This window comes from Pantoea sp. X-Soil-TKNS-1207 (assembly GCF_059730485.1).
This window is the reverse complement of record NZ_AP035959.1, coordinates 590,448-605,639: the sequence shown is the minus strand read 5'-3', so window position 1 is coordinate 605,639 and position 15,192 is coordinate 590,448. Positions and strand designations below refer to the sequence as shown.

Sequence of the window (15,192 nt, the reverse complement as noted above, 5' to 3'; positions counted from 1 at the left end):
CTCCGTTGGGTTAACCCACGGGGGCTTTTTTTTCGCTTGCGCTGCAATGATTTTATGATAATGATATTTATTCTCAATAATAAATTGTTGGATAATTCAATGCGTTTGCTGGCCTTTCCCCTCCTTGCCCTGTTGCTGTGCGTGAGCCTTCTCTGCCTCAGCGATGATGATGGCGCGCGGGCGCAGGAGATTGCTGCGCCGGGCGCCGTCTCTGCCAGCTGGCCGCGCACGCTGCAAACGCCGAAAGGGCCGTTTACCCTGCGACAGCCGCCAAAACGGATTGTGTCCGCCAGCGTCACCCTGAGCGGGACGCTGCTGGCGATCAATGCGCCGCTGGTCGGCTCCGGCGCCACCAGTCGGGGCAGCGCGGTGGCCGACGATCAGGGATTCTTTACCCAGTGGGGAGCGGTGGCAAAGGCGCGGCACGTTAAGCCGCTGTATATCGGACAGCCGGATGCGGAGGCGATTGCCGCCGCAGCGCCGGATTTGATCGTGATGGCCGCCACCGGTGGTGATGCGGCGCTGCGGTTGTACGATCAGTTAACGGCCATCGCGCCGGTGCTGGTGATTGATTACGGTGATAAAAGCTGGCAGGCGCTGGCGTTGCAGCTTGGCAGCATCACTGGTCATGACGAAGAGGCACGCCAGCTGATTGCGCAGTTTAATACCCGCGTGGCGGCGCTGCGTGCTGATATCAGCCTGCCGCCGCAGCCCACTTCGGCGCTGGTCTATTACGAAGACGGCCGCGGGATGAACCTGTGGACGCCCGCGTCAGCGCAGGGCGCGCTGCTGAGTGAACTCGGTTTCACGCTGGCCGCGCCGCCCGCCGGTTTTCACGGCAGCACCAGCATGGGCAAACGGCATGACATCATTCAGCTGAATGGCGAAAGCATGGCGGACGGCGTGACCGGCCACAGCCTGCTGCTGTTTGCGGCGGATGATCGCACGGTGGCGCAGCTGACAAAAAATCCGTTCCTTGCCCACCTGCCTGCGGTGCAGCAGCACAACGTTTTTGCCGTCGGCAACGATACCTTCCGCCTCGATTATTACAGCGCCAGCAATATGCTGGACAGCCTCGAACGGCAGTTCGGCCACCGCCGCTAGGGCAGGAAGTCCGCCAGCAGCCAGCGGCAGCCGTCAATCAGGCCGCCGCGCCAGCACAGCGCATCATGTCCGCCGTTATAGACGCGAAAATGCAGGCGATGTCCGGCCTGTTGCAGGGCGGGCGCCAGCTGTTGATTGACGTACGCGATATCCGGCTCGCGTGCGCCCACCTCCTGAAAAATGGTAAGCCGGGCCGTGGGCAGCCTGCCCTGATGCAGTTGCTGCCACAGCAGGCCGGGCGTGTGCCGATCGCTGTTGGCGCTGTCGTGGATATAGTGCAGATTGGGCCACCAGAAGGAACCGGACTGCGTCAGTACACGGCCAAAGCGCTCGGGCCAGTGCAGAGCGGCGTACAGCGCCGACAGGCCGCCGTAGCTCTGACCGGCCACCAGCGTGCGATCGGCCTGATCGCTGAAGGCCGCGTGCTGACGGGCCAGCGGGATCAGCTCCTGTTGCACCGCCTGCCAGAAGTGCGGATTGCAGGGCAGCTCGGCTTCGCGATGCTGTCCGTCAATCGCATCGATAAATAGCCAGCAGCAGGCGGGCAGTCGTCCGGCGGCGGTTTCTGTGGCCAGCGCGCTGAAAATCGGCTGCCCCTGCACCCAGTTCCTTCCGTCGAGCAAAATGGCCAGCGGCCGCTGCGTCGGGCTGGGGGTCGTACCGCTGGTGTAAAGCCAGACGTCACGCGTGACGTCGAGTAACCGGCTGTGCCAGCGCAGATGGCGCAGTGACGGCGGTGCGTTAGCGCTGCGCCCGGCATCGAATGCCCGCCAGGCGGATTGATCCGGCGCATCGGGCATCTGTGCATTGCTGAGCGCGATGCGGCGGCTGCCCTGCAAGGGCTGACAGGGATTCAGCGTATCGTGCTGCGCCAGCGGCATCAGGGAGATCCACCAGGCGCGCTGTTGCTGACGGCAGAGGTCGGCATCGCTGCTGAAAGCCGGGGGCAGATGCCGGGCGCTGAGCGGAATCAGGCTATAGCTGCCGCGCCAGTCGGCTTCAATCCGCGTTGACCAGTGCCAGACCGCGCTGTCACCGATGCGTTGCAGGCTTTGTGGCGCGGTGCTGTGATGGTCGGTGACGCCGTTTATATCGATATACACCTGTTTAGTCGCAGAGGCTGCGGCATTCCCCGCCGGGTCACACCAGAAGTAATGCATCCGCACCCAGCCGGGTTCCGCCGCTTCCACCAGCGGTGTACCCACTTTCCGCAGCCGTTGCCACCAGCTTTCAGCGCCAAAGTCGGGCATGGCCAGCCATGTCGCAACGCTGCCTGCGGGTTGACAATATCTCTCCTGATTCGCTGCCTCTCGCTGAAACATTCCGCAATATTTCTCCACAATGTCGGCATAGTCTTTACACAATCAAACATAATGCAAATGCTATTGATAATGATTTACATTTGCAATATTATTTTTTCGCCACGTAATCCCCCGTTTTTTCAGGTAATTATTTTGTGATGCTGCACCGGGGAGGGAATCAGGGCCGTCAGATACTGATGATAATAATGTTTCAATCCGTTTCAGTTCGGGCCGTCTGTCCGGCGCCAGCGAACGGATTTTTCAACTACAAGGCAGTTTGAAATAAAGAGATGGCAACCATGTCCGTTTATGCAAGAAGAACGTCAATACCTGCTGTGGCTGTTCCGTTCCGCTTTTCCCGTCTCCACTTATCGCTGGCCTCATTCCTGCTGGCGGCGCCTGCGACCTTCAGCGTGATGGCCGAAGAGACGATCACCGTCAGCGCCGATGCGCGCGAAAGCGTGACCGCGCCGCTGCCGGGTTATGTGGCGAAAGAGAGCGCTTCCGGCACCAAAACTGATACGCCGCTGCGCAAAACGCCGCAGTCGATTTCGGTGATCACCCGTGAGCAGATGGACGATCAGGCCGCAGCCTCGGTGGCGGATGCCCTGAGCTACACCAGCGGGGTGCTGACCAACTATCGTGGCAACTCCAACCGCAACGATGAAATCATCGCGCGCGGCTTTCGCTACGCACCGAAGTTCCTTGATGGCCTGAGCTACGGTCTGTCCGGGCAGGCGGGGGCGGCAGGGCAGATCGATCCCTGGCTGCTGGAGCGGGTGGAGATGGTGCATGGCCCGGCATCGGTGCTTTACGGCCAGGTGAATCCGGGCGGGCTGATCAATATGACCAGCAAACGTCCGACCGCTGAGAGCATCCATAAAATCCAGCTCAGCAGCGGGAACCAGCATTATGGCGAAGCGGCGTTTGATTTCGGCGGCAAGCTGAATGATGACAATACGCTGTTTTATCGTCTGAACGGGGTTGCCAGCACCCGACATGAATTTGTGCGCGACAACCAACAGCAGCGGGTGGCGATTGCCCCGGCGCTGACCTGGCTGCCAAATTCTGACACCAGCGTTACCCTGCTGACTTTGTATCAGAACGAGCCAAAAGCAGGCTATCGCAACTTCCTGCCTGCCAGCGGGACGGTGTTTAACACCAGCGCCGGTTATATCCCTTATGACTTCAACGTCAGCGATCCCGGTTTCAATGAAGCGAAGCGTGAACAGACGTCGGTCGGTTATATCTTTGAACATAACGTTAACGACGCCATCAGCTTCACCCAGAATCTGCGTTTCTCCGCTATGGACGAGTCGTACAAATATCTGGTCTACACCTGGGATGCGGATAACGACCATTCCATTAACCGTCGCCCGCAGCATGACAAAATCAAATCGCAGGAGCTGGGCGTGGATAACCAGCTGAAGGCGCAGTTTGATACCGGCAACCTCGGCCATACCCTGCTGACGGGGCTGGATTACAAATGGAGCGACGTTGACAGCAAGCTGTGGCGTGACAGCGGCGACCAGTACATTCTCGACTGGGCGAATCCAACGCGCGTGACCATCAATGAGAGCGATCTGGCGCTGGCCACCAGCACGCGGAAAAAACTCGATCAGGTGGGCGTTTATTTACAGGACCAGCTGGAGTGGGATAACTGGAACCTGCTGCTGTCGGGGCGCCATGACTGGAGCGAAGTGCGTACCCAGGATCGTCTGGCCGACACCGATGCGCAGCAGAATGACAGCAAATTTACCGGCCGTGCCGGGTTGTTATATGCCTTCGATAACGGAATTTCCCCCTACATCAGCTACAGCACCTCGTTCGAACCGAATCTGGATACCGGCGCGCCAGGCACTGATGCGTTCAAACCGACCACCGGTGAGCAGACGGAGATTGGGGTGAAGTATCAGCCGCTGGGCCTCGATGCGGTGTTCACCCTGTCGGCGTTCGATATCACGCAGAAAAACATCTCCTCCTATAACAGCGAAATTGGCTACTACGAGCAGATCGGCAAGGTCCGTTCAAAAGGGATTGAAACCGAAGCCCACGCGCAGATCACACCGGAAATTAAGCTGATTGCGGCCTACACCTACACCGATGCGGTGACGAAAGAGAGCAATACCGTGGCGCAGATTGGCAACACGCCATCCAGCATTCCGCGCCATGCGGCGTCGGCCTGGGGCAGTTACCACTTCCTCGATGGCGTGCTGAATGGCCTGACGTTCGGCAGCGGCGTGCGATACACCGGCACCGCCTGGGGGGATTCGGTGGGTGGGTTCAGGGTCGCGCATTACACCCTGTATGACCTGATGGCGAAGTATGAGCTGGGCGAAGCGGCTGCTACGCTGCGTGGCGCCACCCTGCAACTGAACGTCAACAACGTGGCGGATAAGCACTACGTTTCATCCTGTAGCAATACCTCGGCCTGCTTCTACGGCAGCGGCCGCTCGATGGTGGCATCAGTGAGTTACAGCTGGTAACGGGGGGCGGCGGGAAAACCGCCGCTCTTTTGGCATTGTGTGCGGCGAGCCGCCTCGTTGTTACAAGTTTTCGGAAAATACTGGAATTGTGTGACTGTCATCACTCGTTGCCGCGCGCTAAAATAAACACTTCTCATTCAGCAAAGGTTATCTCGTTACGATGTTACCGCGTTTCACTCTGGCCACCATGATGGCCGCGACATTACTTACCGGCTGCGCGCGTCATGCCACCAGCGACACTGCCGCTGCGCAGGCACCGATCTCTAATGACGACATTGCCTCACCGTTTGAGCAAGGTCCGACGCTGATCAATGTATCCCATGAGATCACCCGCACCGATGATGGTTCCTCGGTGTACGTGACGGTAGACGGTCAGGATGCTGGCTTGCTGCATAAGGGCGAAGATAAGCAGATTCACGTCCCGGCGGGCAAACATAAAGTTGGCGGCTACGTGCAGACGCTATTCGGCTTTGGCCGCGTGACCATCCAGTCTGTGGATGTCACCACCGATACCAAAGGCCCGAAAAACGTGGTTTATTCTGTCAACAAACAGAAACCGGCGTTTAGCGAAACGGCGGCCAACACCTCCGCGCCAAACAACTCCTGATTTCTCTGCGGAAACGGTGCGGCACAGACGCCTGCACCGTTTCACGTTGCTTAATTGCGGCTGAGCACCAGCTTCACACCCGCTACGGCGAAGCAGCAGGCCAGCAGGGCGTCGAGTCCGCGCTGAATTCTGCGATAGAACGCCGCCATTGGCGCGGTGGAAAACAGCAGCGCATAGCCGCCGAATACCAGCACGCAAATCCCGGCGCAGCCTGCGATGATCAGCGGCAGGGTTGTGGCCGCCGCCTGGGGTTGCAGCGCCACCGACATAATCGCCACCCAGGTCAGAATCGCTTTCGGATTGCCGACGTGCATCAGTATCCCCTGGCGGAACATCTTGCCGAAATGCACCGGCGTAGCGCTGCGCTGGGCAAAAGCCGGGTTATCCGGTTTACGCAGCGCCGATTTTCCGGCTTTGGTCGCCAGCCACAACAGATACAAACCCCCGCCGATTTTCAGCACCAGCAGCAGCTGGGCAAAAGTTGCCAGCACGGTGAGCACGCCGCAGGCCGCCAGCAGCGCCCACATCATCGATCCCCCGATAACGCCGCCGGCTAACGCCAGCGCCGCACCGCGCCCCTGCTTCATTGCCGTGCCCATAATCGCCATATTGCTCGGGCCAGGGCTGGCGGTTGCGACAAAATAGGTGGTGTAGATCAGAATCAGTTCGTGTGAAAGCGCCATTATTTCCTCGTTGGCTGATTTATCCCGCTTTAGGGTTATATCGCCTGTCGCCACAATTTTCCATGCCAGATCTGTTAATTAGGTGTTAATTCGCTATGCTGTGGTTCCATTGAACCGGGCTGTCAGGCAGGAGAAAGGCTGTGAATCTGAGCCAGCGCGAACATATCGCCAACGTGGTCGCCAGCGTTGAAAATGGCGTCGCTACGAGCGTGCTAAATCCGCAGGATAGTGCCGTGCGGGCCTCCTGGTTGCGCTGCGTGACCCGCTACGGTCTTGATCCCGGCCGCTTACAGGAAGCGCGTATTTTGCCCGGCCATCAGTTGCGCCAGCATCGCCAGCAACTGGATGAACTGCGTTTTGTCGCGCAGCACGGTTTACAACGGCTTTATCAGCAAATCGCTCCCGCCGGCTATATCCTGCTGCTGGCTGATGCGCAGGGTGTGGCCGTGGATTATCTCGGCGATGCGAACGCCGAAATCAGCCTGCGGCGTGCCGGATTGTTCCTCGGCGCGCAGTGGTCGGAAGCGCTGGCCGGGACCTGCGCGGTGGGGACGGCGCTGGCGACCGGCGAAGCCATCACCATCCATCAAACCGACCATTTTGACGCAACCCATATTCCGCTCACCTGTAGCGCCGTCCCGCTGTTCGACTCTCAGGGCGATTTGCAGGCGGTGCTGGATATTTCGGCGCTCACGTCTCCGCAGCCGCGCACCAGCCAGCATCTGGTGATGCAGCTGGCTCAGCAGCAGGCCCGGCAGATTGAAAACGCCTGGCTGCTGCATCGCCATCGCCATGACTGGGTACTGAAACTCAGCACCGGCTATGCCTGGGCCGACGTACAGCCGGAATTTCTGCTGGCATTTGATGATAACGGACGGCTGGTGGGCCTGAACCCGGCGGCGCGCCGCTGGCTGGTGGCCCATCAACAGCCGCTGGGCTTACCGATATCGGCGCTGTTGCGCACCTCGATGGAGCAATTGCCCGCTGGCATCCAGGGGCAGCAGCTGGAGGATATTCACGGCCAGCAGCGTTTCCACGCGCAGACCCGGCCACCGGCGCGGGTCAGCGCCACCAGTGTCACAACCGTTCCCGCAGCGATTGCGCCTGCGCTGGCGGCGTTAACCGGTGGGGATGTGCCGCTGGAACAACAGCTACGACGCGCCACCCGCCTGCTCGATTCTAAGCTGCACCTGCTGGTGCAGGGCGAAACCGGCAGCGGCAAAGAATATTTTGCGCGGGCTTTTCATCAGGCCAGCGCCCGGCGCAACGGGCCGTTTATCGCGGTGAACTGTGCCGCCATCCCGCCGAGCCTGATTGAAAGCGAGCTGTTTGGTCATCTGCCGGGCAGCTTCTCCGGCGCGGGCAGCAAAGCGCGCAGCGGGCTGATTCAGGCCGCCGACGGCGGCACCTTGTTCCTTGATGAGATAGGCGATATGCCGCTGGAGATGCAGACGCGTCTGCTGCGGGTGCTGGCGGAACAGGAGGTGCTGCCGATTGGCGCGCGCCAGCCGCAACGGGTGGATATCCGGGTGATTTCGGCCTCCCATCACCCGCTGAGCCAGCGCGTGGCGCACGGGCTGTTCCGCGAAGATTTGCTGTACCGTTTGCAGGGCGCGTGCATTACGCTGCCGCCGCTGCGCGAGCGGGCGGATATCAACTGGCTGGTCGATCATCTGCTGGCGGGGCGGGCGCAACTCAGCGACCGTGCGCGTCAGTGCCTGGCCGGTTATCGCTGGCCGGGTAATCTGCGCGAACTGAGCCACGCTTTACAATATGCGCTGGCGATGGGGGAAGAGGGGATGATTACGCCGGAGGATCTGCCCGATGCGATCCAGCTGGCGGCGCCACCGCAGAAGGGGATGGCCGGAGGAGAGGCGGAACAGTTGCTTCAGCAGCTGCGCGCGGTGCGCTGGAATCAGAGCGAGGCGGCACGCCAGCTCGGCATCAGTCGCATGACGCTCTATCGTCGGCTGCAACGGCTGGGCATCCGGCTGCCGGATCGCCACTGAACAGGGGCCAGCCGGGCTGGCCCATAAGGGATTACTGCGGGGGACGTACCAGGATTTTGACCTGTTGTTTCTCTTTCACCAGCGCTTCAAAACCCTCCTCGACGAGGTCGGCCAGCTCGATGCGTTTGGTGACCAGCTTGTCAGCCTGGAAGTAGCCCTGCGTCATCAGCTCCATCACCGCCGGGAAGATATTGCGGTAGGCGATGATGCCTTTGATGTTGCGTTCGTTCAGCACCACTTTGTTGGGATGGAATGCGGCTTCGCCTTCCCAGATCGATACGATTACGGTTTCACCTTCGAAGGTGGTGCTGTCGATACATTGCTTCAGCACCACCGGTACGCCGGTTACTTCAAAGGCTACATCAACACCGCCGTTGCTCAGTTCACGAATTTTCGCCACGGCATCGTCTTTACTCGGGTCGATCACCACTTTCGCGCCCAGCTCACGCGCTTTTTCCGCACGCTGTGCTGACAACTCGACGACAAAGATCTCAGCGGCACCGGCGGCGCGCAGCGCTTCGATCACCAGCAGGCCAATCGGACCCGCGCCAAACACCGCCGCTTTATCGCCTGCTTTCAGCTTGCTCATACGAACCGCATGAAGCGCCACGGCGGCCGGTTCCACCAGCGCGCCTTGCTCGTACGAGAGGGAATCCGGCATCGGATGCACCATATGCTCGTCTACCATGGTGTAGCTGGCAAAACCGCCGCCGCCGCCGGACAGGCCGTGGAAGCCCATATCGACACACAGATTGTATTTGCCTGCGCGGCAGGTAGGGCACTCGCCGCAGGAGAGGATCGGTTCCACCACCACGCGATCGCCGGCTTTCACTTTAGTGACGCCAGCACCCACTTCAACCACCTGACCAGAAAACTCATGACCGAGGACGATAGGGGCGATGTCATGGCTGATTTTATGCGGTTTTTCTACCGGGACGAAGATTGGACCCGCGATGTATTCATGCAGATCGCTGCCGCAGATGCCGGTCCATGCGACTTTGATTTTTACCTTTCCGGCTGAGACCTGGGGTTCTTCAATATCATCGACGCGAATATCGCGTGCTTTATACCAACGTGCCGCTTTCATCTTGTTCTCCTTGAGGCTGGCATTATTTCTGTCCATTGCCACCTGGGTGGCCGGAGCAGAAGCTCAGCGCTGCTATTGCGAGAACCGTGCCAGCCTGGCAGGAAGGGTAAAGATGATATATTTCAATCAATTGCGTTTTTAACTTCTGTCACAGTGTGACAGGTGTATCAGTTACGACTGTCACAGTGTGACAGGCAGCGGCAACGTCATGGCAGGTTAGCCGCCGCAAGTAAGCTGCGCCGTTAGCGCGCGCAGTTTCGCCCGTAACACTTGATGTAACGCGCGGATCGCCGGAGAGAACTGTTTTCGGTGCGGGCATATCAGGTGCAGCGGGGTGCTTTCACCGGGCTGCTGAGGCAGTACCACCTCCAGCCGACCGCTCTGCACATCTTCGCAGACATCAATCCAGGATTTATAGGCAATGCCCATCCCTGCCACCGCCCAGCGGCGCGCGACATCGGCGTCGTCGCACAGCAAACGGCTTTTGACGGTGATATGACGACGCATCCCCTCCTGCGGGAAGGTCCATTTGTCGTAGACCTGGCCGTTCATCACAAACAGCAGGCAGTTATGCCGGGCGAGATCCTCCAGGGTTTCCGGTCGGCCATGTTGATCGAGCCAGGCGGGCGAGGCGACCAGCACGCGGCGATTATCCTCCGCCAGCGGCAGCGCGACGTAGCTGCTGTCATCAAGTTTGCCGTAGCGGATGGCGATATCTACCGGGTCGCGAAACACATCGCTGATCTGGTCGGAAAGCGACAGGCGCACCGACAGCGCCGGATGTTCGCGGCAAAAATCGGTGATCAGCGGCAGCACGATATTGCGGCCGATATCGGACGGCAGTGCGATTTTCAGCTCGCCAGCCAGCGCGTCTTCGTGGCTTTGCAGGCTATCGGCACCCGCCTGCATCAGCGCCAGCATCTCCTGGGCATAAGGCAGATATTTTTCACCTTCGGCGGTCAGGCGCAGGCTGCGGGTGGAGCGGGCAAACAGACGCTTATCCAGCTCACGTTCCAGGCGCTGAATCGCCGCACTGACCTGGCCTGGCAGCAGGCCAGCTTCACGCGCGGCATGGGAAAAACTGCCGAGCGCGGCAGAACGCACAAATAAGGTCACATCTTCCAGTCGAATCATTTCACTCTCCCCAGCGGCAGCGGATTTTCACTCTAAAAGTGAAAGTGTTCCCCTGCAAGTGACGTTTTTCGCCGTCCTCCGTCAGCGTAGGCTAGCTGTTATTCGCTAAAACCCCTGATGAATAAGGAACCGACCGATGAAAGCCATTGTTTACAGCCAGAACGGTTTACCGATTTCTGATGAAAATGCCCTGTACGATCTCGACGTCGCCAAACCGCAACCGGGCGCGCGCGACCTGCTGGTTAAAATCAACGCCATCGCCGTCAACCCGGTGGACACCAAAGTGCGCGCCGGTGCGCCTGCCGATAAGCCACGTATTCTCGGCTGGGATGCCGTGGGTGTGGTGGAAGCGGTCGGTGACGCGGTAACGCTGTTTCAGCCCGGTGATGAAGTCTATTACGCGGGAGATATCACCCGTCCGGGCAGCTACGCCGAATACGGGCTGGTGGATGAGCGCATCGCCGGGCATAAACCCCATGCGCTGAGTGATGCCGATGCCGCCGCGCTGCCGCTGACCGCGTTAACCGCCTGGGAATTGCTGTTTGACCGTCTGGAAGTGCAGGCCGATGACGACGCGGCGCTGTTGATTATCGGCGCAGGCGGCGGCGTGGGATCGATGCTGACCCAGCTCGCCAGCAGGCTGACAAAACTGACGGTGATTGGCACGGCATCGCGCCCGGCAACCACCGACTGGGTGCGTTCGCTGGGGGCGCATCATGTGATTGATCACCAGCGCCCGCTGGGCGAGCAGTTAGCGGCGCTGGGCATTGACAATGTACGCTACGTCGCCAGCCTGACCCACACCGACAGCTACTATCCGCAGCTGATTGATGTGCTGGCCCCGCAGGGTAAGCTGGCGCTGATTGACGATCCTGAGACGCTGGATGTGGTGCCGCTGAAACGCAAAGCCATTTCGCTGCACTGGGAGCTGATGTTTACCCGTTCACTGTTCCATACCGCGGATATGCAGCGTCAGCATGACATTTTGCAGCAGGTGAGCGCGCTGATTGACGCGGGCACCCTGCAAACCACCGCGGGCGAGCATCATGGCACCATCAACGCCGCCAATCTGCGCCAGGCCCATGCCCTGATTGAGAGCGGACGCGCCCGCGGCAAAATCGTGCTGAGCGGCTTTTAACGTATTGAAACACAAATCGTTAACCAGTGAATAAGCGAGGCGGCTATCTTAACGCCATCTTAAACCGTTACTGTTCTGGAGATAAAAATGACGCTGAATGATGCCGTGGCCCGTCGCCACACTGTGAAAGCTTTTTCTTCCGGCAAAAGTCTGCCGGAGGCGGAGATCGAAACGCTGCTGAACGTGCTGCGCAATACGCCGTCATCGGTCAACTCACAGCCGTGGCATTTTGTGGTGGCTTCCACGGCTGCCGGTCGCGAGCTGATCGCGCAATCCACGCAGGGACCCTTTGTTTACAACGGCCCCAAAGTGCTGAACGCGTCTCATGTGATCGCGCTGTGTATGCGTACCGATCTGGACGAAGCACATCTGCAAAAGGTGCTGGCGCAGGAAGAGAAAGATGGCCGTTTCCTCAAGCCGGAAGCCAAAGCCGGGCAGGATAAAAGCCGCCGTGGCTATGTTGATATCCACCGTTATGAGCAGCGTGACGTGCCGCAATGGATGGAGAAACAGGTTTATCTGGCGCTGGGCGGTCTGCTGCTGGGCGCGGCAATGCTGGGCATCGATGCCACGCCGATGGAAGGTTTTGATCAACGCGCGCTCGATCAGGCGTTAGGTCTGCGCGAAAAAGGGCTGACCAGCGTGGTGCTGGTGTCGCTGGGTTATCGCAGCGATGAAGATTTCAACGCCGCGCTGCCGAAGTCCCGCTTGCCGCGCGAAGAGATTTTCACCTTTATCTGATGTCTCCACCCTCTGCGCAGCGCGGAGGGTTGGTCTCTCTGCGCTCAGGGGAAAACCAGGCTAAAGCGGTTCACCCCCTGCGCGCTGCTCACCTCGCACCGTCCCTGATGCAACTGCATAATGCTGCGCACGATCTCTAACCCCAGGCCGCTGCTGCCCTGATGACGCGCCGGATCGGCGCGCCAGAAGCGGTCGAACATGCGTTGCTGCTGAGCCGCACTCAGCGCTGGCCCGTGGTTTTCCACCACCAGACGCCGCGGCTGGTTATAAATACGGATTTCGCTGTGCGGGTCGCCATAGCGCAACGCGTTAGCAATCAGATTCGCCAGGGCGCGCTGCAACAGATATTCATCAGCCACCAGTTCGCCGTGCAGGCTGATATTGAGCGTCATCCCCTGTTCATCGGCGATATCTTCAAAATAGCCGCGCAGCCTCTCTCCCAGCGCCGCCAGCGGCAGAGTTTGCAGGTTGACGGCCTGGCTGGCATCTTCCGCTTTGGCAAGAAACAGCATGTTATCGATCATCTTCGCCAGCCGCTCCAGCTCCTCGTAGTTGGAGCCGAGCAGTTGCTGGTAGTCGGCCACGCTGCGCGTCTGGCTGAGCGCAACCTCGGTCTGACCGATCAGGATGTTGATCGGGGTGCGCAGGTCGTGCGCCATATCGGCGGTGAGCTGGCTGAGCTGTTGGTAGCCGCTCTCCAGTCGGCTCAGCATCTGATTAAATGCCGCCACCAGCGGCTGCAACTCGGTGGGTGTCTGTTGCAGGCGAATACGATGCGCCAGATGACGTACGTCGATGGCCTCGGTTTCCGCCGCGAGTCGCCGCAGCGGCCGCAAACCGCGTTGCAGCAGCAGGGCGCCGATGGCGGCCACCAGCAGCATCGCCAGCCCGATGGCGAGTACGATCTGATCGCGGTAGCGGCGCAGGGTTTGCGTGCGGTCATTCATCAGGCGTCCGCTGATGATCTCCATCTGCCCATTGCCATCGCGGGTGGGGGTGAGTGCCGCCACGGCGATAAAGGGGGTGCCATCCGCCGCCTGCTGATGATGGACGGCCGCCAGCGTCAGTGGCTGACTGGCGGCGACCGGCGTAATCGCCGGAATCGGCCGTTGACCGGGGTTGACCACAATCAACGGCGGCTGGCCGGGGAAACGCAGCACCAGCAGCGATTCGGTGTTGCCCAGCATATTGGCGAACAAACGCGGCTTTTGCTGGATCAGGCTCAGGGCATCTTCATCGTGCAGCAGGGTACGGATTTGATCGACGCGCGCCAGCAGCGCGCCGTCATCGCGTACGCCAATCTGGGCCGCCAGCGAATGATACAGCGCCACGCCGCACAGCGACAAAATCACCATGACAGTCAGACTCAGCAGCAGTGACAGGCGCGCCGTCAGCGAAAGTCGTTTCATGCTTCCGCTTCGCACCGATAACCCACGCCATGGACCGTGTGGATCAACGGCTGGTCGAAGGGTTCATCAATCTTCTGGCGCAGGCGTCGCACCGCCACATCCACCACGTTGGTGTCACTGTCGAAATTCATATCCCATACGCGCGAGGCGATAACGGTACGCGTCAGCACTTCGCCGGGGTGCAGCATAAACAGATGCAGCAGGTTGAACTCTTTATTGGTCAGATCGATGCGCTGGCCGCCGCGTTCTACGCGACGCTTCAGAATATCGAGGTGCAAATCGGCGAGGATCAGCGTATCCGGCAGCTTTTGCTGGCTGCCACGGCGCAGTTGGGTGCGTACCCGCGCCAGCAGTTCGGCGAAGGAGAAGGGCTTCACCAGATAGTCATCTGCGCCCAGCTCCAGCCCTTTGATGCGATCTTCCAGCGTGCCTTTGGCGGTAAGAAAAATCACCGGCGTGTGGATCTGTTGATTGAGCGCCGCCATCACTTCCCAGCCGTTAAGGCCGGGCATCATGACATCCAGCAGAATCAGATCGTAATGATGCTCCTGCGCATAGAACAGGCCATCCTGGCCGTTTTCCGCCACATCGACAATGTATCCCGCCTCCGTCAGCCCGTTACGCATGTAGTCGCGGGCCTTGGCTTCATCTTCAATCACCAAAATTTTCATCGGTTTCTCCGGATGGCGGGATAATCATCAGCGCAGCGCCTGCTGAGCAGCCTGTTCAATCAGCTGCGTCACCTCTGCGGGATGGGATTCATACACGGAATGGCTGGCATTCGCGACCTCAACCGTATGGCTGTGGGCGCGTCTGGCGTACATCCGTTCCAGATCGGGGTTAATGATTTTGTCAGCTTTCGCCACCATGTACCAGCTGGGTTTGTTCTTCCACGCCGGGTCCGGGATATTGGCGGTGAACACTGCGGCAGCGGTCGGCATCTGCGCATGGGCCTCAAAATCAGCCTCGGCAGCGGGTAAATCTGCCGCGAAGTCTGCGTGGAAGTTTTGCGGCGCGATGGTCAGAAAACCGTCGGCGGATTTGGCGAACGGATGCGCGCTATTGGGAAACTTTTTGCCGTTGCTGGCTTCGGTTTCACCGTTATCCAGCGCGTGAGCGGCGATATAGACCAGCCCGGCAACATGCGCATCGTTGCCCGCTTCGGTAATGATGGCCCCGCCGTAGCTGTGGCCGACCAGAATCGCCGGGCCGTTTTGCTCGTCCAGAATACGGCGCGTGGCCTGTACGTCTGCGTCAAATCCGGTCAGGGGTTCCTGCACCAGCGTTACGTGATAACCATCGTGGGTAAGGCGATCGTACACCGGACGCCAGCCCGAACCGCCAACAAACGCGCCATGTACCAGCACAATATTTTTCACCGCTTGCGCCTGAGCGGCACCGCCTGCCAGTGCCAGCAGCAGACCCGCCGCCAGCGTCATTTTATGCATTTTCATCTTTTCTCTCCTGATTGAATAATTCGCCTTCAGGATAAG

13 protein-coding genes are annotated in these 15,192 nt (G+C 59.7%); 6 read left to right on the top strand and 7 right to left on the bottom strand.

From position 1 onward, the window contains the following. Positions 1–99 precede the first annotated feature (99 nt). Positions 100–1,104 (top strand): Fe2+-enterobactin ABC transporter substrate-binding protein, encoded by a 1,005-nt coding sequence (gene fepB, locus AC6I8V_RS22920; protein WP_497846111.1) that lies wholly within the window; start codon positions 100–102, stop codon positions 1,102–1,104. Here the strand turns inward: fepB and fes are convergent. Then, complete coding sequence (fes, locus tag AC6I8V_RS22915) at positions 1,101–2,426, bottom strand: enterochelin esterase (protein ID WP_497846110.1); 1,326 nt, start codon at positions 2,424–2,426, stop codon at positions 1,101–1,103. The two genes, fepB and fes, sit on opposite strands and share 4 nt — an antisense overlap. Positions 2,427–2,704: 278 nt before the next feature. On the opposite strand from fes, the gene AC6I8V_RS22910 reads away from it, so the two are divergent. Beyond that, the gene (locus AC6I8V_RS22910) at positions 2,705–4,891 is read left to right on the top strand and encodes a TonB-dependent siderophore receptor (RefSeq protein ID WP_497846109.1); all 2,187 of its coding nucleotides are present in this window, start codon (positions 2,705–2,707) and stop codon (positions 4,889–4,891) included. 160 nt (positions 4,892–5,051) lie between these two features. Next, complete coding sequence (locus tag AC6I8V_RS22905) at positions 5,052–5,498, top strand: hypothetical protein (protein ID WP_497846108.1); 447 nt, start codon at positions 5,052–5,054, stop codon at positions 5,496–5,498. A 50-nt stretch (positions 5,499–5,548) separates the two neighbouring features. Here the strand turns inward: AC6I8V_RS22905 and AC6I8V_RS22900 are convergent, their stop codons facing one another. Further along, on the bottom strand, positions 5,549–6,181 hold the full coding sequence (locus AC6I8V_RS22900) for a LysE family translocator (RefSeq protein WP_497846107.1): 633 nt from the start codon (positions 6,179–6,181) through the stop codon (positions 5,549–5,551). Between the two features lie 140 nt (positions 6,182–6,321). On the opposite strand from AC6I8V_RS22900, the gene AC6I8V_RS22895 reads away from it, so the two are divergent. Next, a complete protein-coding gene (locus AC6I8V_RS22895; RefSeq protein WP_497846106.1) occupies positions 6,322–8,190 on the top strand; it encodes a sigma-54-dependent Fis family transcriptional regulator in 1,869 nt (622 codons plus the stop codon). 31 nt (positions 8,191–8,221) lie between these two features. Here AC6I8V_RS22895 and AC6I8V_RS22890 read toward each other — a convergent pair whose 3' ends face one another. Both AC6I8V_RS22890 and AC6I8V_RS22885 read right to left on the bottom strand, forming a co-directional pair. After that, positions 8,222–9,277, bottom strand: coding sequence for a 2,3-butanediol dehydrogenase (locus AC6I8V_RS22890; protein ID WP_497846105.1), 1,056 nt, complete (start codon positions 9,275–9,277; stop codon positions 8,222–8,224). A 216-nt stretch (positions 9,278–9,493) separates the two neighbouring features. Beyond that, positions 9,494–10,411, bottom strand: coding sequence for a LysR family transcriptional regulator (locus AC6I8V_RS22885; RefSeq protein ID WP_497846104.1), 918 nt, complete (start codon positions 10,409–10,411; stop codon positions 9,494–9,496). Between the two features lie 136 nt (positions 10,412–10,547). Between AC6I8V_RS22885 and AC6I8V_RS22880 the strand changes: the two genes are divergently transcribed. After that, positions 10,548–11,549, top strand: a complete 1,002-nt coding sequence (locus AC6I8V_RS22880; protein WP_497846103.1) for a zinc-binding alcohol dehydrogenase family protein — start codon at positions 10,548–10,550, stop codon at positions 11,547–11,549. 87 nt (positions 11,550–11,636) lie between these two features. Next, entirely contained in the window at positions 11,637–12,290 is a 654-nt protein-coding gene (nfsB, locus tag AC6I8V_RS22875; RefSeq protein WP_497846102.1) for an oxygen-insensitive NAD(P)H nitroreductase, read from the top strand. 44 nt (positions 12,291–12,334) lie between these two features. Here the strand turns inward: nfsB and AC6I8V_RS22870 are convergent, their stop codons facing one another. From AC6I8V_RS22870 to AC6I8V_RS22860, 3 genes are read right to left on the bottom strand one after another with little or no spacing between them, the layout of a single operon-like run. Then, positions 12,335–13,699 (bottom strand): heavy metal sensor histidine kinase, encoded by a 1,365-nt coding sequence (locus tag AC6I8V_RS22870; protein WP_497846101.1) that lies wholly within the window; start codon positions 13,697–13,699, stop codon positions 12,335–12,337. Then, positions 13,696–14,370 (bottom strand): heavy metal response regulator transcription factor, encoded by a 675-nt coding sequence (locus AC6I8V_RS22865; protein WP_497846100.1) that lies wholly within the window; start codon positions 14,368–14,370, stop codon positions 13,696–13,698. Before AC6I8V_RS22865 ends, AC6I8V_RS22870 begins: the two co-directional genes overlap by 4 nt. Before the next feature lie 27 nt (positions 14,371–14,397). Further along, a complete protein-coding gene (locus AC6I8V_RS22860) occupies positions 14,398–15,153 on the bottom strand; it encodes an alpha/beta fold hydrolase (RefSeq protein ID WP_497846099.1) in 756 nt (251 codons plus the stop codon). Positions 15,154–15,192 lie beyond the last annotated feature (39 nt).

Coding starts and splice junctions, on each gene's coding strand:
- nfsB (WP_497846102.1), top strand. CDS start 11,637: ATGACGCTGAATGATGCCGTGGCCCGTCGCCACACTGTGAAAGCTTTT.
- AC6I8V_RS22910 (WP_497846109.1), top strand. CDS start 2,705: ATGTCCGTTTATGCAAGAAGAACGTCAATACCTGCTGTGGCTGTTCCG.
- AC6I8V_RS22865 (WP_497846100.1), bottom strand. CDS start 14,370: ATGAAAATTTTGGTGATTGAAGATGAAGCCAAGGCCCGCGACTACATG.
- fes (WP_497846110.1), bottom strand. CDS start 2,426: ATGTTTCAGCGAGAGGCAGCGAATCAGGAGAGATATTGTCAACCCGCA.
- AC6I8V_RS22880 (WP_497846103.1), top strand. CDS start 10,548: ATGAAAGCCATTGTTTACAGCCAGAACGGTTTACCGATTTCTGATGAA.
- AC6I8V_RS22885 (WP_497846104.1), bottom strand. CDS start 10,411: ATGATTCGACTGGAAGATGTGACCTTATTTGTGCGTTCTGCCGCGCTC.
- AC6I8V_RS22890 (WP_497846105.1), bottom strand. CDS start 9,277: ATGAAAGCGGCACGTTGGTATAAAGCACGCGATATTCGCGTCGATGAT.
- fepB (WP_497846111.1), top strand. CDS start 100: ATGCGTTTGCTGGCCTTTCCCCTCCTTGCCCTGTTGCTGTGCGTGAGC.
- AC6I8V_RS22905 (WP_497846108.1), top strand. CDS start 5,052: ATGTTACCGCGTTTCACTCTGGCCACCATGATGGCCGCGACATTACTT.
- AC6I8V_RS22860 (WP_497846099.1), bottom strand. CDS start 15,153: ATGAAAATGCATAAAATGACGCTGGCGGCGGGTCTGCTGCTGGCACTG.
- AC6I8V_RS22870 (WP_497846101.1), bottom strand. CDS start 13,699: ATGAAACGACTTTCGCTGACGGCGCGCCTGTCACTGCTGCTGAGTCTG.
- AC6I8V_RS22900 (WP_497846107.1), bottom strand. CDS start 6,181: ATGGCGCTTTCACACGAACTGATTCTGATCTACACCACCTATTTTGTC.